At 41.8% G+C, this 26,365-nt stretch carries 21 protein-coding genes and 3 pseudogenes; 2 read left to right on the top strand and 22 right to left on the bottom strand.

Annotated elements, in window-relative coordinates; all coding sequences use genetic code 11:
- Window positions 1-85: 85 nt before the first annotated feature.
- Genes ADG03_RS10595 through ADG03_RS10585 form a run of 3 tightly spaced genes read right to left on the bottom strand, consistent with a single transcriptional unit; the run spans window position 86 to window position 4,136 of the window.
- Window positions 86-1,732, bottom strand: coding sequence for a hypothetical protein (locus tag ADG03_RS10595; RefSeq protein WP_049472567.1), 1,647 nt, complete (start codon window positions 1,730-1,732; stop codon window positions 86-88).
- Window positions 1,722-2,465, bottom strand: a complete 744-nt coding sequence (locus tag ADG03_RS10590) for an ABC transporter ATP-binding protein (protein ID WP_003010968.1) — start codon at window positions 2,463-2,465, stop codon at window positions 1,722-1,724. Before ADG03_RS10590 ends, ADG03_RS10595 begins: the two co-directional genes overlap by 11 nt.
- A 39-nt stretch (window positions 2,466-2,504) precedes the next feature.
- A complete protein-coding gene (locus ADG03_RS10585; protein WP_049472592.1) occupies window positions 2,505-4,136 on the bottom strand; it encodes a M20/M25/M40 family metallo-hydrolase in 1,632 nt (543 codons plus the stop codon).
- Between the two features lie 208 nt (window positions 4,137-4,344).
- Here ADG03_RS10585 and ADG03_RS10580 point away from each other — a divergent pair, with 208 nt between their 5' ends.
- Window positions 4,345-5,826, top strand: coding sequence for an alpha-amylase (locus ADG03_RS10580; protein WP_080976944.1), 1,482 nt, complete (start codon window positions 4,345-4,347; stop codon window positions 5,824-5,826).
- Window positions 5,827-6,154: 328 nt separating this feature from the next.
- Here ADG03_RS10580 and trxA read toward each other — a convergent pair whose 3' ends face one another.
- The 5 genes and pseudogenes from trxA to ADG03_RS11785 form a co-directional block, all read right to left on the bottom strand.
- Complete coding sequence (gene trxA, locus ADG03_RS10575; protein WP_003002728.1) at window positions 6,155-6,469, bottom strand: thioredoxin; 315 nt, start codon at window positions 6,467-6,469, stop codon at window positions 6,155-6,157.
- A gap of 97 nt (window positions 6,470-6,566) precedes the next feature.
- The gene (locus tag ADG03_RS10570; RefSeq protein WP_049472569.1) at window positions 6,567-9,596 is read right to left on the bottom strand and encodes a CocE/NonD family hydrolase; all 3,030 of its coding nucleotides are present in this window, start codon (window positions 9,594-9,596) and stop codon (window positions 6,567-6,569) included.
- Window positions 9,597-9,715: 119 nt separating this feature from the next.
- Window positions 9,716-11,701, bottom strand: a complete 1,986-nt coding sequence (locus ADG03_RS10565; RefSeq protein ID WP_023918412.1) for a peptide ABC transporter substrate-binding protein — start codon at window positions 11,699-11,701, stop codon at window positions 9,716-9,718.
- A 125-nt stretch (window positions 11,702-11,826) separates the two neighbouring features.
- The gene (locus ADG03_RS10560; protein WP_049472570.1) at window positions 11,827-12,864 is read right to left on the bottom strand and encodes a M42 family metallopeptidase; all 1,038 of its coding nucleotides are present in this window, start codon (window positions 12,862-12,864) and stop codon (window positions 11,827-11,829) included.
- A 541-nt stretch (window positions 12,865-13,405) separates the two neighbouring features.
- Window positions 13,406-13,660 (bottom strand): annotated as a pseudogene (locus ADG03_RS11785) (hypothetical protein); the annotation flags it as partial.
- A gap of 334 nt (window positions 13,661-13,994) precedes the next feature.
- On the opposite strand from ADG03_RS11785, the gene gshAB reads away from it, so the two are divergent.
- Complete coding sequence (gshAB, locus tag ADG03_RS10550; protein ID WP_031573805.1) at window positions 13,995-16,259, top strand: bifunctional glutamate--cysteine ligase GshA/glutathione synthetase GshB; 2,265 nt, start codon at window positions 13,995-13,997, stop codon at window positions 16,257-16,259.
- Window positions 16,260-16,379: 120 nt separating this feature from the next.
- On the opposite strand, the pseudogene ADG03_RS10545 reads toward gshAB, so the two are convergent.
- The 14 genes and pseudogenes from ADG03_RS10545 to galT all read right to left on the bottom strand — a co-directional run.
- Window positions 16,380-16,763, bottom strand: a pseudogene (locus tag ADG03_RS10545) (ISL3 family transposase); the annotation flags it as partial.
- Between the two features lie 372 nt (window positions 16,764-17,135).
- Window positions 17,136-17,375 carry a hypothetical protein gene (locus ADG03_RS10535; RefSeq protein ID WP_141754482.1) on the bottom strand — a complete coding sequence of 80 codons (240 nt, stop codon included), beginning with the start codon at window positions 17,373-17,375 and terminating at the stop codon, window positions 17,136-17,138.
- A 198-nt stretch (window positions 17,376-17,573) separates the two neighbouring features.
- The gene (locus ADG03_RS11920; RefSeq protein ID WP_080976946.1) at window positions 17,574-17,981 is read right to left on the bottom strand and encodes a hypothetical protein; all 408 of its coding nucleotides are present in this window, start codon (window positions 17,979-17,981) and stop codon (window positions 17,574-17,576) included.
- Between the two features lie 16 nt (window positions 17,982-17,997).
- On the bottom strand, window positions 17,998-18,186 hold the full coding sequence (locus ADG03_RS10530) for a hypothetical protein (RefSeq protein WP_049472572.1): 189 nt from the start codon (window positions 18,184-18,186) through the stop codon (window positions 17,998-18,000).
- A 3-nt stretch (window positions 18,187-18,189) separates the two neighbouring features.
- A complete protein-coding gene (locus ADG03_RS10525) occupies window positions 18,190-18,495 on the bottom strand; it encodes a hypothetical protein (protein WP_003007809.1) in 306 nt (101 codons plus the stop codon).
- An 11-nt stretch (window positions 18,496-18,506) separates the two neighbouring features.
- The gene (locus tag ADG03_RS11915; protein ID WP_053090710.1) at window positions 18,507-19,241 is read right to left on the bottom strand and encodes a hypothetical protein; all 735 of its coding nucleotides are present in this window, start codon (window positions 19,239-19,241) and stop codon (window positions 18,507-18,509) included.
- A gap of 87 nt (window positions 19,242-19,328) precedes the next feature.
- The gene (locus tag ADG03_RS10515) at window positions 19,329-19,676 is read right to left on the bottom strand and encodes a barstar family protein (protein WP_003007812.1); all 348 of its coding nucleotides are present in this window, start codon (window positions 19,674-19,676) and stop codon (window positions 19,329-19,331) included.
- 302 nt (window positions 19,677-19,978) lie between these two features.
- Window positions 19,979-20,212, bottom strand: coding sequence for an Imm74 family immunity protein (locus ADG03_RS10510; RefSeq protein ID WP_003007814.1), 234 nt, complete (start codon window positions 20,210-20,212; stop codon window positions 19,979-19,981).
- 2 nt (window positions 20,213-20,214) lie between these two features.
- A pseudogene (locus ADG03_RS10505) lies at window positions 20,215-22,022 on the bottom strand (hypothetical protein).
- A gap of 227 nt (window positions 22,023-22,249) precedes the next feature.
- Complete coding sequence (locus tag ADG03_RS11950) at window positions 22,250-22,372, bottom strand: hypothetical protein (protein WP_275043113.1); 123 nt, start codon at window positions 22,370-22,372, stop codon at window positions 22,250-22,252.
- A gap of 2 nt (window positions 22,373-22,374) precedes the next feature.
- A complete protein-coding gene (locus ADG03_RS10495) occupies window positions 22,375-22,722 on the bottom strand; it encodes a TIGR04197 family type VII secretion effector (protein WP_049472573.1) in 348 nt (115 codons plus the stop codon).
- 390 nt (window positions 22,723-23,112) lie between these two features.
- A complete protein-coding gene (locus ADG03_RS10490; RefSeq protein ID WP_049472574.1) occupies window positions 23,113-23,697 on the bottom strand; it encodes a DUF1307 domain-containing protein in 585 nt (194 codons plus the stop codon).
- Between the two features lie 127 nt (window positions 23,698-23,824).
- A complete protein-coding gene (galE, locus tag ADG03_RS10485) occupies window positions 23,825-24,823 on the bottom strand; it encodes a UDP-glucose 4-epimerase GalE (protein ID WP_049472575.1) in 999 nt (332 codons plus the stop codon).
- A gap of 63 nt (window positions 24,824-24,886) precedes the next feature.
- A complete protein-coding gene (gene galT, locus ADG03_RS10480; protein WP_049472576.1) occupies window positions 24,887-26,359 on the bottom strand; it encodes a UDP-glucose--hexose-1-phosphate uridylyltransferase in 1,473 nt (490 codons plus the stop codon).
- Window positions 26,360-26,365 lie beyond the last annotated feature (6 nt).

Below are 26,365 nucleotides of genomic sequence, written 5' to 3'. Positions count from 1 at the left end.
TTTTACAGCCCTACTCAACTGTGCGGAGGTGGGACGACGAAATCGAATTCTAATGAATGACCGATTTCTGTCCCACTCTCTCTTTTTATTCTCCGATCTCTTGGTAGAGAGTGCGGATTTTTTTGCGGTAGATGGTATAACTGATCCCAGCTCCGATTAACAGGATGACACTATAAAGGATCACAGCCAGCAGGGTGCTGACGGAATGATAGGTCCAAATGAAGCTGACAATAATCAAGAGAAACATCACAAAGAGAAAGACAATCAAGAGAATAGACTGAAGAACTGCATTCCCACGATGACGGGTCATCAACTCCGTGATATTGGTCCAATTGGTGCTAAAGTTCTGAAAATCTTTGACATAGTCTCGAATACAGATCGGAATGGTGGTTACGATCCAGATCAGCAACATGGCTAGGATAGCCAAGGGATGGACGCCAAAATAGAAACAAACGCCAACTAGAAGAATGACAGGAAGGATGGATTGCACCAGATAGAGCAACCAAAACTTCATGAAAAGATAGCGTTTGAAATCAATAGGGAGCGATCTCAAGTACTCAAAGTTTTCGCGCTCTAGCGAAATACCGATACTGGTCAAGCCTCCAAAACTATTGAAAACACCAATCAAGATGGCAACAAGGGTCAGTGGCACCAGATACTGGGGCGTCAAGTAAGAACTGAGTCCTCCTAAATTTTTTGATGCTCCTGCTGCTCCACTGAGGAGGAAAATATAAGGCAGAATACTCATCATCAAGAGGACTTGCACCATAAGGGTTCCATCGCTCAAGAGTCTGCGATGATACTGAATGACAAATCGTCTAAAGGAGTCTTTCTGACCAACATGGAGCACTTTCACGCGCTCTTTAACAGTTTGGTTGGTCGCAACTGCAAGGGCTGCATCATAGAACTGCGGGATCACAATTTTTCGAACCAGGCCGATCAAGACCAGAAGGACCAGGATCCAGCCCAGAAGGCCAAGGATCGCTTCTCCATCAAAAGGATGGAGGATGAACTGATGAAAGGCCATAAAAGGTGGAAATAGAATGGGAATATCTGCGCCCCCTGTCACTTCTAACCGATGGGTCTGGACTAGATTCAGATAGAGATAAGCTCCTAGACTCAGAAGAGAACCAATTCCGACCATGATGTTGGAGACCAGGGTCGTGTGTTTTTTGAAAAAGAGGGTCTTAGTGATCAGATGGGATAGGATGATCGTCGCTAAAAAGAGAACGCCTAAGAGAATTAAGGCACAAAAGAGGCCTAACAGGATCCCTAACGGATTGAAGCCGCCTGCTTGGACAGGCAGGATCAGAAAATAGCTGACCAAGGGAAGGATAGCCATGAGAAGGGTCAGGATGACCGAGATACTCTTTCCAGCAATGACTTCCGCATCTGAGAAGGCATAGGGCCGGTAAAACTGGAGGTCCTTGCTTTCATAAAAGACATTGTAAAAGCTCATAAATCCTTGGGAAATGGTCATCAAGGAAAAGAGGGCCACCATATTGACAAAGAAGGCTGGTTGGTTCACAAAATCATAGATACTAAAGAGCAAGCCAAATATGACGAAATAGACCAATCCTAAAAAGAGGTAGTTGAGCACCGATTTGCGGGCGACATTGAGTTTGACGTCCGGTTTTTTGGCCTGTTTGGCACGTAATTTTGCGATCTGAGTAGGCTGACTGGCATAGATGATATTAACATTGACCAGTTGCCGGATGATCTTAAGACGCATGATCGCCACCTTCTTCCTTCCGACCCGCTAGACTGAGATAGATACTTTCCAAACTTTGTTCGGGATGTTGACCCTTCAATTCCTCGATCGTCCCATAGAAAATAAGGTTTCCCTTTTTGAGAATGGCGATTTTATCACAGAGTTGTTCGGCCACTTCTAAGACGTGGGTAGAGAAAATAACCGTCTTGCCACGATCCGCATGCTGGCGCATCATTTGTTTTAAATCGTAAGAAGCCTGTGGGTCCAAACCGGTCATTGGTTCGTCCAAGACCCAGATATCTGGATCTGACAAGAGGGCTGCAATAACGAAGACCTTCTGGCGCATCCCGTGTGAAAAGGATTCAATCACTTCATAGCGGTGGCTCTGAAAATCAAAGATCCTAAGAAGCTCCTCTAATCGTTGATCGCAGTCTTTCTGACTCATATCATAAGAGGTCGCAACCAACTCCCAGAATTCATTGGCTGTGAGACGCAAGAAAAGATCTGGCGAATCTGCCACATAACCGATCTTCTTTTTGATTGCCAGTCGATGGCTATAGAGGTCCTGACCATCCACTTCAATGGATCCAGTGGTTGGGGTGATGACACTGACCAGGCTCTTAATCGTCGTTGACTTTCCAGCTCCGTTATGGCCAATCAAGCCGACAATTTGCCCGTCTTCGATGGTCAGATCCAAGTGGTTAAGGGCAATATGCCCATCGTAATCTTTGGTAACTCCGTGAAATGTAATCATGTTAACTCCCTAATGGGTCCTTATTGGGACCGTTTTTTCTTATTCTGTTGATAAGCGATCATCGAAATGGTAGAGCAATTCTAGCAGATAGTTTGGAATAGTCTCCAAGAAGTCTTCTTTGTAGACCCGCTCTCCTCGCTTATGCAATTCTTTACCCCAAGGGCCTAGATTGACCGCTGGAATATGAATTTGGGCAATTTTTTCCAGATCCAGATCATAGACCTGGGCTGGTGTGGCTAGGCTATCTAGGACGACTTGATAAGAAGCCACATCCTTTTCCAAGGCACAATAACTGGTGTCGTTAATCCCCATAAAGTATTCTTCGACTTTTAAGAGGTAACCTCTTGTGTCCAGATACTCGCGGTAATCAGTGATGAGGGACACGATATTGAAATCGGTATTGTCTAAAAAGCGGCAGTTCATGGAAGGATAATATGGGGGCGCAAAACCGATGACCATCATAGGATCCTTATCTCCGAGAAACTCAAGGAGTCGCTGGATTTGCTGAATAGCAAGGCTCTGGTAGCTGATCCCATTACGAAAATCTTGCTCCGCTTTTTTATTAGAAGCTTCTCTAAAGTCTTGGTAGCCCTCTAAGGCTTGGCAACGTTCCTCTAGTTCTTGATAAGTGATGACTCTTGGCCTTGCAATAATATGTTCTTGGCCAGCCTGATCCTGCAAGTGCTCATACTTCTTGTAAAAGGCGTCCAAGGCCTCCTGACTAAGCTCATAGATACGTTGCAAGAGCTCTTGGGGTGTTTTCTTCAAATGCAACACACTGAAATAACCAGCCGCATAAAGCACGGTCGATACATCGTACTGCTCCTTCAAATCTCGGAGATAGGACCAAGAAGGAAGGGGAGACGTTTCTCCCAACGCCTGATCTGCCAGATCGGGATGAAGATCCAGCTGGCTTGCAATGGCTACTAGGAGCGACAAGGCATTAATCCCTTTAAGGGGCTCCTTCATATGAGACAAGACGCCTTGCGCCACAACGACTGGCATGAGTTTGCCGACTGTGCCAATGTGAAGGACCTTTTCTTTTCCTACTTCCGATTCAAAGGGCTCTGAATCCACTGCTAATACATAATTCAGATCAAAATTTTCCTGCAAATCTGTAAGGAGACCCAAGGCTCCACGCATCCCACGTGAATAGGATTCCTCGTCTCCAACAGAGAGATAGAGCAAATTGACCTGACCTTCTGAGGGGTCTGCTGCATAGGCTTCCAGAACCCCCAATTGAAGGGCTAGGGCTGCTTTCATATCACAAGATCCTCTGCCAAATTTCCAATCCCCAGAAGCTAAATCTTCCTGCATATCTGGACGTCTATCCAGTGTTTTCAAGGCTTCTGCTACTTTATCAGAATCGAGTGCGATTTCCGACAAGTTTCCATAGTCTTCTAAATCGACTGTATCATGGTGGTGGAAAAGGATCACTGTTTTTTTCTTGCCCTTATCAACCAAGGCCCAATTGACCGACCGATGCAAGTGATCCTGTGGCACCTGGTAGCGCCCAAAATGGTCCGGATGTTCCTTGAAATAAGGGATCTGGGCAATCCGTTGATCCAGGTAGGCTTCGATCCCTTGCTCGGTCTCAGTGTTGGTAAAGCTCGGGATTGCCAAGGCTTCAGTAAAAATCGTTTCGATGCTCTCTCTATTGGTGGTTTTCACTTTCAAACCAATCCTCCTTTGATATGATCAAACTATAAAATGAATAGAAATAAATGTACCAGACTGATATTTCTACGTAAATAAAATGCTACTTTTTATATTCTCACTTCATTTCTTTCATGTATGCGATTTCTTTTCTAGAAAGGGCTTGCTTCCAGCGCAAACGTTTGTCCCATCCAACTATTTTTGGTAAAATAGGGACATTCACATGAAAGAAGAAATAAAAATGGAAAATCAAACCTTAATGCAATATTTTGAGTGGTCTTTGCCCGCTGATGGGAACCACTGGACGCGTCTTGCTGAAGATGCGCAACACTTAGCAGACTTGGGTATTCGTAAAGTCTGGATGCCACCTGCCTTTAAAGCTACATCTAACAATGACGTTGGGTACGGAGTCTATGACCTCTTTGATTTGGGCGAGTTCGATCAAAAAGGAACGGTTCGTACCAAATACGGTTTCAAAGACGATTATCTTCAAGCCATTCAAGCCCTCAAAGATGCAGGGATTCAACCAATGGCCGATGTCGTTCTTAACCACAAAGCTGCTGCAGATGGCTTAGAAGAATTCGAGGTCGTTGAGGTCGATCCGATGGATCGAAACAAGATCCTTACCGAACCTTTCACCATTCAAGGATGGACCAAATTCACCTTTGATGGCCGAAATGGCGCCTATAATGACTTCCACTGGCATTGGTACCACTTCACCGGTACGGACTACGATGCTTCACGTAATAAAAGTGGGATCTACCAAATCCAAGGGGACAACAAAGGTTGGGCCCATGGAGATCTGGTTGACAAGGAAAACGGAAACTACGATTACCTCATGTACGCCGATATCGATTTCAAACATCCCGAGGTTGTAGAAAATCTCGACCAATGGGCTGAATGGTTTATCGAAACAACAGGGGTTGAGGGCTTCCGTCTGGATGCAGTCAAACACATTGACTCCTTCTTTATGAAGAATTTCATCCACAATATCACCAAAAAATATGGTGAAGATTTCTACGTCTTTGGTGAATTTTGGAATGGGGACACAGAAACCAACGATGAGTACTTGGAAAGCATTGACTACTTATACGACTTGATTGATGTGGCCCTCCACCAAAATCTCTTCCGAGCTAGTCAAGAAGGTGAAAATTTCGACCTTCGAACTATTTTTGACGGAACACTAGCGCTCAATCATCCTGAACAGGCCGTAACCTTTGTGGACAACCATGATACCCAACGAGGGCAAGCCTTGGAATCTACCATCCAAGAATGGTTTAAGCCTGCAGCCTATGCCTTGATCTTACTTCGTGAAGCTGGTTTGCCTTGTGTCTTCTATGGAGACTACTACGGTATCGAGGGCCAATTTGCGCAAGAAAGTTTCCAAGGGGTCCTCGATCGACTCTTATGGGTTCGTAAAGATCTGGCCTATGGGGAAGAAACGGACTACTTCGATGATCCTAATTGCATCGGTTGGACACGTTCAGGTTCAGAAGAATCAGCACCAATCGCCTGCTTGATTTCCAATAACCAAGCTGCTACAAAAGTCATGGAGATCGGCTCATCCTACGCAGGCCTCACCTACTATGATGTACTAGAAAATTGTAGCGAAACCGTCCAAGTCCAAGAAGACGGTACTGCTGAATTCCCAGTGGCAGAGCGCTCCGTCAGTGTCTGGGTAGCCCAAGATAAAGAGGGGCAATAACCTTTATATGTAATTTTCTCCTAGGATCTACACCTTCCTAGGAGAATTTTTTCCTGTAAAAATTTTATAGGAAATACAGCTTCATTTTAGCATTATAAGAAAGCGCTGTCAATGGGTGTCGCGTCTATTTAAAAGAAATAAAGAGCATCAAAAAAAGCTGGAAAAAATTATCCAGCCTTCGATGTTTGATAGAAATAACTGTATGACGCAGTGGTTGATTGGTATCTTCGTTCGCTTATTAAGCTCCGAAGATAACCTAATCAACTTTGCGGGGGTGGGAAAACGAACTCTTTTTAACTAGTCGGAGTTCTTTCCCACTCCCTTCTTTTTAGCTCAATTCTGCAATGATTTCTTTCAATTGGGCTTTCGTATGAACTCCAGCCACTTGTTTGACAACTTGTCCATCCTTTTTAAAGAGAAGAGTTGGGATCGACATGATACCGAATTGACGTGCTGTATTTGGATTTTCATCGACATCCATCTTACAGATTTTCAAATCATCTTCATGTACTTCTTCTGCCAACTGATCCAAGATTGGAGCTTGCATGCGGCATGGACCGCACCAAGTTGCCCAAAAGTCAATCAAGACAAGGCCTTGGCTGGTTTCTTGTTCAAAAGTTGCATCTGTGATTACGTGTGCCATATTTCCTCCTTTTTCAGTAGTGACTACTGATTCTGCATTTCTACTTTTATTTTACACTAAATGATGCCATTTTAGAAATATTTGCTACGGGGACTCCTTAGGCATCTTCTCTCTTTTTGCGCCAAAAGATGAGGCTAGAAGCTGTTAGACTGATCATACCTAAGAGACCCAGAGCATGGTCTTTGCTCCCTGTTTGAGGAAGCGTATGATCTGCTTGTTCTCCTCCTACTGCAGAAGTCGCAACTTGAGGATCTTCTGCCAATCCTTGTGAAACAAATTGAGGGCCATAGGATACAGCTAGTGTAAGACGAGATTGCTCTTGTCTTGCTGATCCTGTTTGCATCTGTTCATCTTTTTCAGGAAGAGTTTGGCTTGGTTGGACAAAGTATTCTGGGCTTGGAAGCCTATATTCTTCCTTGTAGTGCACTTCTGGAGCGACTAAAGCAGCTCCTTCAACTTCTGGCAAGTTTGCATAGTCTGTATCTGTTGCACTTAGCACATAGGCTGCCTTTTGGGCGCGGGTCTTCTCGACAATTGGAATCGCCGCCTGGATAGAATCTGTCTTGAAGGTCACTTCATATGGATGCTCCACCGTTAAATCAGATGGGTCATAGGTGTTAAAGACTAGGGCTAACTTGTGACCTTTCTTAACTGTATAGAGATTTGGTTGGAGATAAACCGTGTAATCGTGGTATTCTCCCACTTTAGGCTCGATGCTAGCGCGTGAGCTTGCTGAATCGTAGCCAGACTCAGGGTTCGCAAGATTGATCCACCCTTTTGCGATCACCTTGTATTTGGTCTTGATGGTTTCGTATTCGGCAACAGATAGGTTGCTTAAATTGCTTCCCATCCAGAAACCGTCTGCTGTTTTATCTTGCTTGACGCTACCATTTCCTACCACGTCAAAATCCTCATCTGCCACATCTACCAAGAGAGCGTTGATTTGGAAATTCTTTCCTTGACCTTTGGCAAGAGCTGCCTTGAAATGAACGGGGATGTGGCCCTTGATCGTAGTGTCCTCAGTAACATCAGAAACAAAGGTCAGATTGGCCTTAGAGGAGGCTTTGCTGACTGTTTCATTACGGTTAGCGATCTCAACACCTGCAGCAGCATAATCGCTAGAAATGGTTTCTTCTAGCCGTTTCGAGCTTGCATTCAAGAAGAGACGTTGACTGCTCTTCCAGTTATCATAGCTGGTCCACTTGCTTGGATCATAGTTATTTTGAGCTAGAACCGCTGGCAAGCTTTCGACGTGATTGTCCACTCCGTAAAGGTAATGGGTCAGCCAGGTATTGAGCAGGTCATAAAAGTCCTGACCATTGGCAGTGATGCCGTATCCCCGTGACATAGCCGCTGGATAGACGTGATCTCCTTGGTGGAGATAGAGCTTGACATCTTGTCCTGCTTTCTTGAGGGCATCGTACATGAGTTCAAAGTGTTTGGTCTTGACATTGTCATCATTCAAGCCATGGACGATCAGGGCGCTGGTCTTGAGATTTTCTGGATGAAGGGTATAATCCCGCTCCTTCCAGACATCGCTGTAGTTGCGATCATGGGCGTACTGGTCCTTGTTCAATTGGTTGATGTAGTTGGAATAGTTTTGCCAAATTCCTGCCCAGTCGTCTTGGTCCAGCATCCGTGTGCTAACGTAAAGGGAGAGCCATGAAAGGTCACTATAAGGTGCATTACCAAACTGGGTACCTTGGCTATTGAAATAATCATACCAAGAGGCTATTCCTGCTGCTGGAACGATGGTCTTCAATCCTTCTACGCCTGTCGCTGCCACACCAAAGGTCGTAGTTCCAGCCCAGGATAGACCGGTCATTGCGACATTACCCGTTGCCCAGTCTGCCTTGATTTCGACATTGCTAGTCTTATCAGTGTAGGCTTTGCGTTTGCCATTGACCCATTCGATGATATTCTTGAAGGCATTGATTTCGAGATCAGACCCCGTCGTGTTAAATCCTTCTGATCCCTTGGTACCAAGTCCGGCGCTAGAGATAAAGGCATAGCCTCTGACCAAGAAATAGTCATACCAGTTCAGATCTTCGTAGTCATAAATATACTCGTAGGGACTGTAGTAATACCAATCCGATGCCTTGGCCTTTTTCGCTGCTTCTACTGTTGTTTCACTGCTTACTGGCTGTCTCTTTGCAGGTTGGCTGTGCAGTTTCTTCATATCATAGCTACCGTCTGTTGGAAGCCCCAAACTTTCGAGGGTCACGTAGTTTTCGTCTAGCGTCCCCGCTACGTAAGGGCGCGCTTCGAGAATAGTGGCTGCCTTAAAATCACCTTGCGCTACTGCTTTTGGTAGTTGAACAATGGCTTTGACTAAGTCAGGCTTGCCATCTGCGTCGGTGTCGTAGTCCGTTTCGACATAGACAGGGAAGCGTACAATTTGGCTGTCTTCATATTTGTAGTCTTGGTCTGCTTTTTCTCCCGTCGTATAAGGGAAAATCGGCTGGGCACGACCATTTAAAAAGAGCGGACTTTTCTTTTCAGCCCGGTAGGCATCGTAGAGTTTCTTAGCTGTTTCATACATCTTGGCCAATTCTGGCTGACTAACCTTACGAGTCAGATCTTCTGATTTTTCAATCAAGCCTAAACTCTTGGCAAAGCGTTCGCGATCTGCTTGGCTTTGGCCCAATTGACTAGGATCTGTTGCTGCCCATTGAAGCAAGCCATTAACAGCATCTTGGACCGTCAACTCTTTAGAGGCCTGATCCGCTGCAAGGGTGCTACCTGTAACCTTTGCCAAATCATTACTTGTTGCCAGAGCTTCTGAACTGGGAGCAGATTGAGGTGCAGCTTCCCTGTTTGTTGCTGCTGGACTTGCTACTGGGACCGTAGGCTCACTTTGTCTTGTGTGTTCTTCTGTAGCAGGGGCTGCTTGATTTACAGCTGCCGTCCGATCCAGCGATCCCTCATTTGAACTTGCAGCTTCTTCACTAGTGGCAGTGCTTGCTTCACTTGTTGTCGGTCTTGCTTCAGTAGCTGGAGCATGGACCACTTCTGTCGATGGGGCTAGCTCTTCTGTCTGCTCATCTGCTGCTGCTACTTGGTGCAAGACCATCGGCGCGATCAGTAAGCTCGATGCGACAATGGAAACCATTGTTTTCTTTTTCATGTCAATCTCCTCACTTTTTGTAATCAACACTCCTATTATACTATGTAAGCGTTTTTAGATCAATTAGATATTCAAATGATCCCACAAAAAACCGAGGCATCAGCCTCGGTTATCGATTCTTATTTGACGTGTTTCTTAAGATCTTCTTGTGCTTTTTTGTTTGACTCTGCTTGTTCTTTTTGCCATTTTTCAAGGGCTTTGTTGTAGTCAGCAGTTGTCACAGCTTTATCTTGGAGTTTCATTCCTTTGTAGATCACGTGGTCTTTTCCTTTACCACCAGTCCATGCAAATGGAGCTGAGAATGGTTCGATACGTGTCAAGAATGGACGTCCAGTTGATGAAGAAGTTGGCATCACAAGGGCGCTATCAGTCAACCAAGCTTGCGCAGCCGCATATTTTTCATAGCGTTTGTTGACGTCTTGTGTTTCTGCACCAGCATCTTTGATCATCTTTTCAAAGTCGTACAGACCAACTTTTTTAGCTGCTTCATTGTTTTCACTTGGGTCAAATCCAAGGAAAGTCTTAGTATTTTCACCAGATGAAGCTTTCAAGATATCCATGTAAGTTGATGGGTCTTGGTAGTCAGGGCTCCATCCAACATTATCAGAGAGATCCCAGTCTTCGCCAGCCGCATTTGGCGCAAAGAGGGTCACATTTTGAAGGTCTTCCTTCGAAAGCATTTGGATATCGATGACGATATTTTCTTTACCAAGTGCTTCTTCAACAGATTGTTTGAAGGATTGTACCCGTTGAACTCTTGATGGTGTGGTTTGGTCTACAGGCATATCGATGTGAATTGGGAATTTCACACCTTCTGCTTCCAAAGCAGTCTTCGCTTTTGCAAACTCTTCCTTCGCTTTCTTAGCATCGAAGAGACCGTTTTGACCATCGTCTAGTTTAGTAGATTTCCACTCATCTCCGTAGGTATCCAATTGTGTTTTCACCATTTCACCAAAGGTCTTGCCATTAGCTTGGACAAATGTTGGTGGAATGTAGAGGTTACGGATGATCTTGCTTGCTCCGTCTTTTCCGTTCAATTGAGCAGCATACGCTTCACGGTTGAAGGCAAAGCTGATCGCTTGACGGAAGTCCTTGTTCAAGAGAGCTTTCTTAGTAGATTGTTTTTCTTCATCGGTTTTCTTAGCTGTGTGTTTGTAAGATTGACGGTCGATGTTGGTACCAATAACATAAGAAGCAGCATCTTGAGGAGTGTAGGTGATTTCGTCTTTGAATTCTTTGGCTTGCTCTGAGTAACCAGATCCAGTTGGGAAGAGTTTTGCCAAGCTAAGAGCATTTTCACCGAATGATTTGGCCAATTTACTTTGGTCTTGTCCATCGTAGAATTCCAATTTCACATCTGAGATGTAGACCTTGTCTTTATCCCAGTAGTTTTCATTCTTGGTCATTTCGATAGAAGATTTTGAAGTAAAGCTCTTCAAGATGTAAGGACCATTGTAAAGAAGGGAGCTGGTGTCACTTGCTTGAGCGAATTTATCCCCTTTTGATTTCACGAATTTTTCGTTGACAGGGAAAGTGATCCCAAGAGTCAATTTAGAGTTCCAGTAAGATTCTGGTTGGTTCAAAGTGATTTGAAGGGTATGATCATCAACTGCTTTTACTCCTACAGCTGAGAAATCTTTATTTTTACCACTGACATAGTCATTCAAGCCTTTGATAGAATCTTGGATGATGTAGAGCATTTCTGATTTGTTATCAGCCGCATATTTGATCCCTGTGACGAAATCTTTAGCTGTTACATCCGCATACTCTTCGCCTTCTGAATCATACCATTTAGCATCATCACGAAGTTTATAAGTATAAGTCAAGCCATCTTGCGAAACAGTCCAATCTTTTGCAAGAGATGGAATCAAGTTCCCGTATTTATCATTTTCAAACAAACCATCAATCAAATTTCCAGTGATATCGTGGGTTGCTGCTTTACCAGATGTGATATAGTTTAGGTTTTCTGGCTCAGTCTCATAGACATATGAGAATTTTTGACCGTTGCTTGAGCTAGATGATTTAGAACCACCCGAACAAGCTGCTAGGATACCTGCTGAAAGGAGGGCAACTCCCGCAAGTGCAATGACATTTCTTTTTTTCATGTAAAACTCCTTAAGAAATTTTAAGTTTATTTTAAGATTATACCACAAAGATTTTCAGAAGAAAAGGAATTTTCAGAAAATTTTAGTTCTTTAAAAAAACTACTCCTGAGAGTAGTTTTTCCTTATTAATCTACTAAGTCGCTCTTGAGGTAGGCATCGACCATGCGCTCTGTTGCGACTACAGAATCCAAGTGGGTCCGCTCATATGAGTGGCTAGACTCGATCCCTGCCCCGAGAAGAGCGTGTTTCACTTCTGCTCCTGCGCTCATGGCTGCAGAGGCATCTGATCCATAGAAAGGATAGATATCCAACTTATAAGGGATTTCTTGGGCTTTTGCCAAGGCTACCAAATGCTGACGGAATTCGTAGTGATACGGTCCTGAAGCGTCTTTGACACAGATGGATACCGTGTATTCATCCGTCGCTTGGTCATCTCCCATAGCCCCCATATCCACTGCCAAGTACTCTACTACTTCAGCCGGGATACTAGAATTAGCTCCATGCCCCACTTCTTCAAAGACTGAAAAGGCAAAGGTAGTCGTTACTGGCAATTGGATCTTCTCTTCCTTGTACACGCGCAGAAGATTCAAGAGAATCGCTGCACTCACCTTGTCATCCAAGTGACGAGATTTGATAAAGCCGGTATCTGTCACAATGGTCCGGGGATCAAAGCTGACAAAATCCCCCACTTCAATGCCAAGTGCACGAGTTTCTTTCTCATTGGTCACTTTTTCATCCAGACGGACTTCCATATTATCCTGGTTCCGCTCGACAGTTCCCGCTTCCTTGTAGACATGACATGAAGTCTGATGGACCAAAATTGTCCCCGAATGGGTCTTTCCTGTATTGGCTACATGGACTGTACAATTTTCCCCTTCAATCATATTCCAAGGGAAACCACCGATACGGTCTAACTTGAGGCGACCATCTGCTTTCACCGCGCGGACAATAGCCCCCAAGGTATCCACATGGGCTGTGACGTAGCGTTGCTTGTCTGTGATTACACCAGGAACGGTCACATTCACGCCTCCCTTAGCAGTCCGAGTCACTTCATACCCAAAGCCTTCAATGGTTTTGACCAAATAGTCTGCGATCTCACGTGTAAAACCGGTCGGTGAAGGAATGGCTGTCAATTCCTGCAAATAAGTCACTGTCTGATTCATAATGCCTCCAAATGTGTTTTTCTTTATTCTAGCATGAAATAGGTGGAATAGCTAGAGGAGAGATTACAGGTTAGAGTTTTTCAACTCTTCCCGTACTTGCATTAGGAGAAAGCCAGAGTTCTATTTATATTTTCAACACATTTTGGGAGAGATTCATCTAGTGCACCTAAAGAAACTTGTCCACAACTAACGGTGTCTAAACAAGTTCCACGCAGGCTATTTCAATGGTGATACATAATTATCAGGATAAAATATGATGTAATTTTTGACAATATCTGTTAGACTATCTTCAGTTATGTTTCTCCACTTATGGAGATAGAAGGTTTCAGACTTGAGAACAGAGTGAAACCATTCGATACAGCCATTATCTGCTATTTCGCCTCTTTTCTGAGAATTCTTACACTCCTGTTTCCAGCGATAAAGGTGGAGCGTTTGACGCCGAAACATTCTAAAATAATAGATACAGCGCACGTTTTCTTATACTCTTCTACTAGCTTGATAAGACTTACTTTGTCGATTCTCTTATCAAGCTCTGATACTTTTTTAGTAATTCTACCTGCAAACGTAACTGTTCCACTTCAGATAACTGTTTCATCCCATTACCATAAGTATATTGTTTCCCCACGGGTTGGTGGAAACGGTACAATTCATCATTCTGATACCATCGCAACCAGTTCTTGGCCTGACTAGCATTTTTGATACTGAGGGTATCCATGATAACTTTATTTGATTTGCCTGCCTTCTTCATTTCGATACAGGCTAACTTAGTTTCTACCGAATATGCTTTTTTGACCATAACAAAACACTCCTGTTTCTAGTTTACCAGATTTCAACAGGAGTGTTTTCTTGTGTCTCATTTTATGGGTGCAGTGCCGACCCTAGGGATTCTTTCGTTCTCATATATACGTCATTAGTATAGGCTAATTTGATTTAAATTCCAAGAGAAATAACATTTTACATAAAAATCAGTGGGTATTTTACAATTTTTCCATATAATATAGCTAAAAAACAACTGGTTTTAAGAATTCTTATCTGAAACATTCGGAAATTCCCCTTAACCGTAGCGGAAAGTTGTTTTCATCTCCTATTTATAATAGACTATCACTAACATTAGATGAAAAGGTGACTCTATGACTATAAATCAACTGCTTCAAAAGCTGGAGCCTACTAGCCCTATCCTTCAAGCTAACTTTGGAATTGAACGCGAAAGTCTTCGTGTCGATAGACAGGGAAAATTAGCACATACGCCTCACCCTTCCTGCCTAGGAGCTCGAAGTTTCCACCCTTATATTCAAACAGATTTTTGTGAGTTTCAGATGGAACTCATCACACCAGTTGCTAAATCTACCACTGAGGCTCGTCGATTTCTTGGAGCCATTACCGATGTAGCTGGACGTTCCATCAGTAAAGATGAACTTCTCTGGCCCTTGTCCATGCCTCCTCGTATCAACGCCCAAGAAATCCAAGTTGCCCAACTGGAAAATGAATTTGAACGCCATTATCGTAACTACCTGGCCGAAAAATACGGAACTAAACTACAAGCTATCTCAGGTATCCACTATAATATGGAACTAGGGAAAGATTTGGTTGAAGCCCTATTCCAAGAAAGTGACCAGATTGATATAATTGCTTTCAAAAACGCCCTCTATCTTAAGCTGGCTCAAAACTACTTGCGCTACCGTTGGGTGATTACCTATCTTTTTGGGGCTGCACCTATTGCTGAGCAAGGATTCTTCGACCAAGAAGTTCCAGAACCTGTGCGTTCCTTCCGTAACAGTGACCACGGCTATGTCAATAAGGAAGAAATACAAGTATCTTTTGCAAGCCTAGAAGACTATGTCTCTGCCATCGAAAACTATATCGAACAAGGTGATTTGATTGCGGAAAAGGAATTTTACTCGGCTGTTCGTTTCCGTGGACAAAAGGTTAATCGCTCCTTCCTTGACAAGGGAATCACCTACCTAGAATTCCGTAACTTCGACCTCAACCCCTTTGAGCGTATCGGTATTAGCCAAACTACCATGGATACCGTACACCTACTCCTTCTAGCCTTCCTCTGGCTGGATGCCCCTGAAAATGTTGATCAGGCTCTGGCTCAAGGTCACGCGCTGAATGAAAAAATTGCCCTCTCTCATCCTTTAGAACCTCTACCTTCTGAAGCTGAAACTCAGAACATTACGACAGCTCTAGACCAACTGGTGCAACATTTTGGGCTTGGTGACTATCATCAAGGGCTGGTCAAACAAGTTAAAGATGCCTTTGCAGATTCCAGTCAGACACTAGCTGCTCAACTTCTTCCTCATATCAAAGACAAGTCCCTTTCTGACTTTGCCCTTGACAAGGCGCTTGCCTATCATGATTACGACTGGACTGCCCACTATGCCCTTAAGGGTTATGAGGAGATGGAACTTTCTACCCAGATGCTGCTCTTTGATGCCATTCAAAAAGGGCTTCATTTTGAAATCCTAGATGAGCAGGATCAATTCCTTAAACTCTGGCATAAAGATCATGTTGAGTACGTCAAAAATGGTAACATGACCTCAAAAGACAACTATGTAGTTCCTCTTGCCATGGCTAATAAAACCGTGACCAAAAAAATCCTGGCTGATGCTGGCTTCCCTGTCCCTGCCGGCGACGAATTTACCAGTCTAGAACAAGGTCTAGCCTACTATCCTCTTATCAAGGGCAAGCAAATTGTGGTTAAACCAAAATCAACCAACTTCGGTCTGGGCATTTCCATTTTCCAAGAGCCTGCCAGCCTTGATAACTATAAGAAAGCTCTCGAGATTGCCTTTGCAGAAGATACAGCTGTTCTTGTTGAAGAATTTATCCCAGGAACCGAATACCGTTTCTTCATTCTGGACGGGCGTTGTGAGTCTGTCCTCCTTCGTGTCGCTGCTAATGTTGTCGGTGATGGCAAACACACCATTCGTGAATTAGTCGCTCAGAAAAATGCCAATCCATTGCGAGGCCGTGACCACCGCTCACCTCTGGAAATCATTAAGCTAGGAGACATCGAACAATTGATGTTGACTCAGCAAGGTTATGCACCTGATGATATTCTCCCAGAAGGGAAAAAGGTCAATCTCCGCCGTAACTCCAACATTTCTACGGGTGGTGACTCTATTGATGTCACTGAGACAATAGATTCCTCTTACCAAGAATTGGCAGCAGCTATGGCAACTAGCATGGGGGCCTGGGCTTGCGGGGTTGACCTCATCATTCCAGATAAAACTCAGCCTGCTAGCAAGGAAAAACCTCATTTCACTTGTATCGAGCTCAACTTCAATCCCGCTATGTATATTCACACCTATTGTGCTGAAGGTCCTGGACAAGCTATCACTCCAAAAATTCTAGACAAGCTTTTTCCAGAAGTTGCCACAAGTCAAACCTAAAACCTAATTCTTAGGAACAAACAAATCACCTTTATCTCGATGATATGATACCTCTTAAGTAGACAAGGTAAATACCTAAAATCTACGGCTCTTTGTCAACTTTAGTGGGTTGAAGAAAAGCTAAGCTCGAGAAAGGACAAATTTCGTCCTTTCTTTTTTGATATTCAGAGCGATGAAAATTCGCTTCTTGAAGTTTTCAAAGTTCCGAAAACCAAAGGCATTGCGTTTGATAAGTTTGATGAGATTATTAGTCGCTTCCAATTTTGCGTTGGAATAGGATAACTGAAGGTCATTGATGATTTTCCCTTTGTCCTTTAGAAATGTTTTAAAGACAGTCTGAAAAAGAGAATGAACCTTCTTTATATTGTCTTCAATGAGTCCAAAAAATTTCTCTGGTTCCTTATTCTGAAGGTGAAAAAGCAAGAGCTGATAGAGATTATAGTGGTATTTCAAGTCTTCTGAATAGCTCAAAAGCTTGTCTAGGATTTCTTTATTGCCTAAATTGTCAAATTAAGTTAGACTTTTCAAGTAACTCAGAAAAACTTGGTAGGGTAATTGAAATAGTTCTAATGGGAATTCATAGACTACCCTCTGTTCAGCTATTCCCCCTTCATCTGTAACAAAAAAATATTTCTCATGATGTCGCCAAATATGTTGTCCATAACCTTTTATTTCCTCAAACTTACTAACTTCTTCCCAGCCTAGTTTACTATATTTCATGAACATTATCCGCTCTTTGTATTAATATTTGGTGATCATCAATACTGATAGGGCACAAAAATTTTGTCTGTAATAATTCTTTAAATAATTGTATCTCTATACTTTTATCATAACATATTCTTAGGTTCATTATCTAATCAATTAATCTATTGTCCATCAATTTTCTTTTTTTAACTCTTTCTCTAATTGTTTTAAGACTACTAAAATTTCGCTTTTATAATCCATAGTTTCATCTATAAATCTTCTTGCTAAACTAAAAAAATTAATGTCACCGATATTTTCTCCTCTTCTTATACACTTAGTTAAGTTATATATATCCTGTATAATTCCCGGGTATAACTTTTGACTTGGATATTCTAAGTCAATTAAATCTTGTAATTTGTCTGTATATTTCATATATTTATTTTTCATAATTCAAAACATCAACTTGGTACAATTCCTATATTCACTATCCAGTCTAATGGCCATTGATTTGGTAATAATGGAATTCTGTCAATATTTTGGACACATTTTCGGAGCGATTCATTTAGTCCACTTAAAGTAAAAACAGGAACTTGCTTACAACTAATAGTGTATAAACAAATTCCTTACAAGCTATTTCAATGGTGATACATAATCATCTGGAAGTTTACCTCTCCAGTCAATCCACATTTGCTCAGCAATCGGAATTAATCTTTTTAGCTCTTCCTGAGTAAATAATTCTCTAGTTTCAGGTATATCAATTAATGATGTGGGACTCTCTTCTATGAAACGTTTCTCACTAGCTTTCTTCTCTTCTTCCGTCAGTGGCCAGCAATCGTTCTGCGCTTTATAATCAATTTCATGTGCCGTCCTCTTGCCTAATAAGTATTCGTGAAAATCCGAAGGATTAATTTCAAAGATACGACGAACTGAAGCTACTCCAAACTCTCCAAAAGTGTAGTATTTTCCTTCATGTGTTCGAAAATCATATCCCTTCGGTGACTCAATCTTATCAAAGGCATCAAATTCTTCCCATGTTATTTTAGTTAAACTCGTTCTAGTCGCCTCCTAATTTTCTAATTGTAAATTCTCCCCACGGAACTTCATCAATGATTGCTTCTGGCATATTTCCTGGGAAGGTTTGTCCTCCTGGTTTCCAAAAATCTTCAAAAGCAGATGCTTCATTTCCGCTTGGAATTCTTGTATGAGATTGATGAAATGCTTCTAATTTTAAAATTTGATGCATTTACTATGATTCCAAGTTTTCTATTTGATTTAAAAGCTCCCATAATCTATTATTGTAGGCTTCAATTTCTTCATTAATTTTTAGTCGTTCCAAATAATCATTCTTCCAAACAAAAAAGTCTGATAGACCTCCTCTTGGAGGATAAAGGATATCTTTAATTTCTCTTATTGTAGGGAGTGAGTCACCATTTTCCAATGCACATTCTAATCCTTGTAAAAATGAAATTTGTACATGAATTGTCCCATCATTGTATTGATTTAATAGTGGTAATATTAATTTGATATTATCTAATAATTCTTTTCGTTTCATTTCTTTCCTCACTAATTTAATGATTTTGAGCTAATAACCTCTACACCTTCTATTTTCCACGGAGTTTCAATAAAAATTTGTTCATATTCCAAACCACCTTGATAGATGCCTCCTTGACTCGCAACAGGTCCTCTGTATATTGTTGTGCCAGCTGGTATTTTTATTTCGTAAACTGTATTTAAAGGAGAGCTGCCAGTGTAGTTTCCTGAACGATCTGTCCAAATTGGTTTTACTGCCGTATTTATTCTAACTTCTATCTCAGAATGTGGGGCTGATTCTGTAAACCATTGCCCTAGCGGATTGCTTTGGTCGCCAGCTCGATATAATATTTTGGGAGACTTCAAAACTTCAACATCATACCGTCCCCCATAAAAATTAACATTAGGCTGACCTCTTAAATCATTTAGTGGACCAGGATTTGTATATGAATTATATTCATAAGTTTGCAAATCGGGATATTTAGATTGAATATTATTTACTACTGGTCCCTCAACATCTAAATTCTTAGGTGCAGGCTGAGGCTTGACTACCGGCTGAAGCCTCGTGGTTGAAAAGTCTTTAAACCCTGAATTCTCCCTCGCAAGCCTGCTTTCTTCTATATTTCGTAAAATATGTTCGCGATCATAAGGTTTTGTGGTTTCTGTTATAGTTTTACCATTGATATCTACCTTAAGGTTAACCTCAGGAATTACTGGATTCTTATTGAAGAATGGAATCTTCCCTTTTACCTTACTATATACATCCAAGAACGTTGTATAGGGTTTATTGTAGTACTGATTATATCCAACATAAGTGGTTACCTTAAGGTAGCTCCTTAAAACTTTGTCCTATTTTTAATTTTCTACTATGTAAACTTGAAAACTCTTGACCTTACTGCCAACAACATGCTTTTCAACATCGCATTCCCACCAAGGAAGAATATCTTCTTCCAAAATTTCTAAAAATAAGTCTTTAGATGATAAGTCATCTTTTAAGAAGCTATCATAATTTTCAAGAATAAAGTTGTATTCTTCAGCTTTTATCCATGATAAGTCTGTCAGCCAATCTGTAATAGATGACCAATTATTGGCATCAGGAAGTCCGACATTTTTTTCAAGAAAACGAAATAGTTCTTCTTTGTTTTGGATCTGCTTCCCATCAAAATTTGCTACAAAGCCACTGAAAGGCAATCGATCTTGCATTTCAAGTTTCGTAATGTAATGAATTCTATTTTTCAGGATTTCAAACCTCTATTCTATTTTTTTAAAATGTTTTATAATGGTCTTCTGTTTTGAGTAAAATCTATTTTTGAATATCGATTTGAAAAAATAGGTTGATTCAAACTAAACTTGCTGGTTGCTGAGGAGGCCACATAACCTCCTACGATGTTCCCGATAAAGTTTGCAGTTTGAGCATCTTCTTCACTTCCACCTAGGAGTTTGGTCCCATGATAGACAACCTGACCACTTGTATAGAGATTTATTTCTCTTAGAATACAATATAATTATACAAAGTCTAATTGAATAGTTTGATTGCTCTCCATTTTTTTAGCTGTATTAATAATATTTTCTATTTCTCTTTGAGTTATCGGAAGATTCTCATGAGGAGGCTCCCATTGTGTCATACTATCTTTATAAACAACAAATTTTTTATTGATCAGCAATTCTCCTTGTGCTTTTAAGAGGAAACCATTCTCTAAATCAAAAGTAATTGTTGATCTTGTACCTGTAATTTTCATTTCTACCTCTCGAATATAATTTTTTCTACCCCTGTTTTAGGATCTATTGTTGTAACCTTAGTAACATTTGGATTGGCCTTCAATCTTGGTAGTTCGATGTTTTCCCAAATATTTCCTGGTCGTAGTTCGCTACCAACTACAGCTCTTATTTCACCAGATACTTGCTCTGCGTAAACATTCGAAGCTTCCTCCCAAGCTGTTACACTTGAAGGAGTATTAAAATCCCATTCAGGCATTACAATGTTCGTATCATCAATCGTAGATTCTAATGTAACTCCTCCTTTATTTTTTGCTATTTTTTTCGCAACATCCATTCCTCCAATGCCATCTGTTCGTCCTGACCAGAAAAAAGCCGTATCTGGATCAGTTTTCAATCTACCTCTTATTAACTCAACATCAAAGTCAGTTTGAGTAAAATCTATTTTTGAATATCGATTTGAAAAAACAGGAATTACTGGTTTCCTATTAAAGACAGGAATCTTCCCTTTTACCTTACTATATACATCCGAGAAAGTTGTATAGGGTTTATTGTAGTACTGATTATATCCAACATAAGCGGTATATAAGGTACTTGCTAGTTGGAGGGTATCAGTAAAACCTCTCACCTTCTTGATATTTTTTGCACGATTGATTTCTTCCTGTGTAGCTGGTTTGCCTGTAAAAGGATTAATTCCTTCTTCAATTATATAATAATCATATTTAGTTTGAAAGGTGGGATCTCGCCAACTAAGCATTTTTTGACTATCTAAAAGGAAATAGCGATCTAGTAGGTAATCATAATTAGCGCGTTCTGTTTCAGATTTAAATAGTTGTGCATAGGGATTCACATGAGCCATGGAGATCAATGTTTTAAGTTCTGGGTAGGCCTCTTCTAACGCTTCTTGATCCATTGCATCGATACGTTTCTTAAATTTCGGGTCCACCTTGGCTAATTCTGAAGGTAATAATCCTAAGTGATCATCCTTCACTTCATTATACCGTTTCCATAACAATTTGAGATCGTTCATATCCCATTTGGCAAGGATCGCATCACCTTGCCCCATATTCGTAAATCTTATATAGGCTTGAATCACATCTCCATACTCTTCCTCCAGTTCTGCACGTGACATTTTTGAAAGTTTGTCTTCCAATGTTTCAACCTTAGGATTCTTCACTTTGTTTAGGATTGCTTGACGTTTTTTCCACCCTAAAGAGACTGTTTGCTTCCACGATAGATCCACTCCACTACTTGGAGGTAAGTAGGTTCCACTAGCAGCATCCCATGATTGTGCAGCTTGGGCAAAACCATTTTGAACGGCCAATAAATACCGCTCTGAATTTAAAAAGATAGTTGGAGATACTGCATTAAAAGTAAGCAGGCTAATTAATATTTTCTGTAATTTTTGTTTTGCTCCTTCTAATACGGCTATGGATACCGAAAGATTTAGAAAAGCTGAAATCTTATTATCCGATTTTGTTTCCATTAACTGTCGTAGACTGGAAATCTTTTGATCTGCTTCTCTAATTTTTTCTTCTAGATCCACTTGACTCCAACTTTTACTATCTACGTCAGAGGTATACTGACTGACAAATTTTTGACACTCCTCCGCCAGAGATTCTTGGTATAAGACAATTCCTTGAATTAAAGGAATAACAGTACTTGTAATATGCGCCTTTGCTGAGTCGTAAGCATGCCCTTTAACTTTTCTTCAGCGACAAAATTTTCAAGAACTTTAATCAATTCCATATTCTGTTGCACGCACTGGGTGGATATACTAGATAAACTAGTTGCCTGACTTCTGGCGGATTCTAGATACATATCTATACTCATGTGATTTCCTCCGTCACTAATCGTCTTTTTTCTTGGTGAATTGAATCTAACTTCATTTCAATAGATTTATGTTCTTTCCGAAGTTTTTCTAATTCTTCATCCAAACTGTATTCCATTATTCTCACTTGATGCTGAAATTCTAACCGGTCATCCATCATTTGACTTTGATATCTACTACCTTCAAAAAGAAAATTTAGATCATTTAACCAATGTGAATCATTCAACAGCTAATCCATTACTTCCATTTTTTTAAAATCTAATTTTTCTATCCGCTGATATAGGTCCCACTCCTTATCTGAAAGTTGTAGTTCTTTCTCATGGAGCTTATTCCATGTATCTTCTGCACTCATATCTAATCCTCTAATACATCTAAGTATTTTGATTTCACTTCATTTGAGAATGATGGCTTAGACTGAATGGTATTCAAAATATTTAAATTTTGACGAATCATGGCATCCTTATCTTCAAATTGGTCGGCTAAGCTATGGATATTTTGAATCATATTAACAATATGATTCGATAGTTGAGTCTGAAGATTCTCAAATTGACTAATACCATTTTTGGCACTATTATTACCAGCAACTGTTGTTTGTTCATCTCTTTGAACTGTAATAGCTGAATGATTATTGGCAAATCCTATTGCAGTAGCATGCTTAGCAGCCACCGAAAGATCACTTTTTACGGTGTATTTATCTCCCATTCATTTCTCCTTTAAATTTTTTCATATTATAACATCTTTCACAGCTATAAAAAAGCCTAGTTAGTGGTATTCCCAGCTCATTCGCACACAAAAAAACTCAAGCTGATTCACTTGAGTTCCTTCTTATGGATCATTGTAATCATCTGGTTGGTGGCCCTACCAAGCCTAGGGGGTTAAGTGAAATAGCTCGAGAAGAGAAGTTATCTGCCCCACAAATCTTCTATAGTACTCGTCTGAAAAACATACAAGATCGTATTGGTTATACGATAAAGTAATCTCTACTTCTTTGACATCTTCATCTATCCATTCTTTTTTCCACATTAATCATTAATTTCTCCGCAACATCTAAAACAAAAAGAGAGCAGCAAACTGAGCTGCTCTCCATTTTGTTTATTTTTCTACCATTCCGCCTTTGATAAGACTGTCTTTCGTTACTGAATAACTAACTGTTTTGTCATCTAGGGGATTAAATCCTGGGACGATTTCTTTTAATTTATTAAAATCGATTTTTGTGTAATCAATGGTATTGCGGATATAAAAGATTCCGTCTTTGTATTCTGATGTTAGTTCAAATCCATGTCCCATCAGATCTTTGAATTTTTCTTGGCTCTTAGCGACGGCTTCTTTCATGGTTTCAAGAGGGTTCTCACCAGGCACTTTTGAGACGTCGTAATCATCAACTTTTTCTTGTAATAACAAGGTATCTCCCTTGTAATACAAGGTGATAGTTGACTTACCTGCTTCATCACTCGTTTCGAGAACAGTCATTTGTGCACCTGCTAGTGCATCTTCTTTTTTGCTTTCATCAGTTGATGACTCTTTTGTCTTCTCTTTGGCGGATGATTTGCTTGTTGCTTTACTGGTCGCTTTAGTAGACGATGGACTAGTAGATTTTGTAGTCTCTTTTTGTGTGCAACCAGCTAAAAGAAGACCCGCTGTCAAGAAGACGGCTAACATTTTTGTGGTTTTATTCATTTTGAATACCTCACTTTTTATGATGGTTAAGGAAATGACTGACGTTTGAAACGAGTCATTTAGCAAGATCAACTGTCGTTTTAAATGTTATTAAAAAAGTCTCAAAAATGATGTTCGCAGTCCCTCCTTATCGATCATTGTAGCCATCTGGGTGGCTGGAATGCCAAGCCCAGGCTGTTTGGATGATGGTTTCGATATTGTCAAATTTTGGTTGCCAACCGAGGATGGCACGCGCCTTCTCAGATGATGCGATCAGGGTATCTGGATCTCCTGGTCTGCGATCGGCTATCTCAAGTGGGATCGGATGTCCTGTAACCTTGCGGGCTGCTTCAACGATTTGAAGATTGGAGAATCCAGTCGATGAGCCCAGGTTAAAGGCGGTAGATGGGTTGCCGTTTCGGAGATACTCCACTGCTAAAAGATGGGCATCTGCCAAGTCAAATGGATGGACATAGTCCCGAACATTGGTCCCATCTGGTGTCTGGTAGTCATCTCCAAAAATAGAGATCTTTTCGCGTTTGCCTTGGGCTACTTGCAAGACGATCGGCAAGAGATGGGTCTCTGGTCCATGGTCTTCTCCGATGGATCCATCTGGCTTGGCACCCGCTACATTAAAGTAACGAAGGGGCACATACTTGATCCCGTAGGCTTGATCGGCCCAGCGCATAATGGTTTCCATCATGAGCTTGCTTTCGCCATAAGGGTTGATTGGTTTTTGCGGAGTGGTTTCAAGAATCGGAATTTCTTCTGGAATGCCGTAAGTGGCAGCAGTTGAAGAAAAGACGATGTAGTGCACCCCACATTCATGCATGACTTCCAAGAGTTTGACCATGCCTGCTGTATTATTGTCAAAATATTTCAATGGATCGGCCATGGATTCAGCGACCAGTGAGTAAGCCGCAAAGTGGATGACCGCATCGATATCTGCATGTTCCTTAAAAACAGTGCGCATAAAGTCTTGATCCGCCAGGTCTCCTTGGTAAAAGACGGCATCTGGATGCACCGCTGCACGGTGGCCTGTGACCAGGCTATCGACCACGACGACTTTTTCCTGTCCTTCATTGACCAAACGGTCCACCATGTGGGAACCGATATAGCCAGCTCCTCCGAGTACGAGTATTGCCATTTGTTTTCCTTTCGCTTCTTGTCTTCTCTCTTATTGTACCAAATTTCTGCCTCTTCTCCACACTTAAAGTGTCGCAACAAAGCGTCTAAAGGCAGCTTGTCCTTCTGCGGTTCGCTTGTAGACTCCGGCATCTTCGAGCACGCGCGCAAAGATCTGACCGACTGATTCACGGACAAGGGCCTCTGCCTCTGCTTCGTCTGTAATAGCTGGGTGAGTAGCTTTCAAATCATCTGCCCAAGGCTGGTGGTAAGTTGCCACTGTGCTCTCACGTCCAAGCAAATAGTCTTGAACCTGCTTGAGCTCTTCCTTGAGGCGAGGTGGCAAAATGGCCAAGCCCATGACTTCGATCAGGCCGATATTTTCTTTTTTGATGTGTTGCACATCTGCATGTGGGTGATAAATGCCATCGGGATGCTCTGGTGAGGTTTGGTTGTCACGAAGCACCAAGTCCAGTTCATAATGCCCATCACGAATCCGGGCAATGGGGGTAATGGTATGGTGGGGCTGACCGTCGGATGCCGCTAAGACCTGAACAGCTGGATCCGAGTAGCCTCGCCAGGCTGTTAGGATATGGTCTGCCAGGGCAATCAATTGCGCCTTGTCATCTGAATTCAAACGAAGAACTGACATGGGCCAGTTGACAATTCCTACCGATACAGCCTCAAATCCCTTAATGGTAAAGCTTTCCTCCACAGGAGCCAGCTCCATAGGGAAGGTGTGGCGTCCGCCTTGGTAATGGTCATGAGTCAGGATGGATCCCCCTACAATGGGCAGGTCTGCATTGGAGCCCGCAAAATAGCCTGGAAAAGTCTCGACAATGGTCAAGAGTCGCTCAAAGGTCTTGCGACTAATGGCCATGGGAACATGCTGGCTATCGAGGAAAATGCAGTGTTCATTGAAGTAGGCATAAGGGGAATATTGAAAGCCCCAATCATGCCCGTCCATGTCAAAGCGGATAATCCGATGATTGGCACGGGCAGGATGGTCTAGGCGACCTTGATAGCCTTCATTTTCAAAGCACAGTTGGCAGGCTGGATAATGACTAGCTTTAGCCAGCTTCGCCGCTGCGATGTCTTTAGGATCTTTTTCAGGTTTTGACAGATTGATGGTGATTTCAAGGGAGCCATATGGAGTTTCTGCCTCAAAAGCGATATTTTGCGCAATCGCCTTGACCTTGATGTAATCATTGCGCTTGGAGAGGGCATAGAAATCAGCAATCGCGTCTTCCTTGGACTGACGATAGGTCTCCCAGAAACGATGGTTGACCTGACTAGGACTAGGGGTGACCCAAGCCATCAATTCCGCACCCAAACTGTCTTTTGCGGCCATGCTGTCTTGGATCTTATTATTCGCAACAGCGATTTCCACCAGCTGATCTTTGAGTGCGATCAAGTCAGCTTGATGAGCTGGGGCGTCTAGCCCTTCTTCTCCAATGCGACTCATAACGCGGTTTTTTAGATAAATCCGATCCATCTCTTCATAGTCACTTGCCGCAATGACGGCTGTGACAAATGCATCTAATACCAGTTCTGTCATCCTATC

Origin of the sequence: Streptococcus parasanguinis (assembly GCF_001069785.1) — a bacterium.
GTDB classification, from domain to species: Bacteria; Bacillota; Bacilli; order Lactobacillales; family Streptococcaceae; genus Streptococcus; species Streptococcus parasanguinis_T.
Note: the sequence above shows the minus strand (reverse complement) of the source record. Positions and strands in the feature narration are given on the sequence as shown.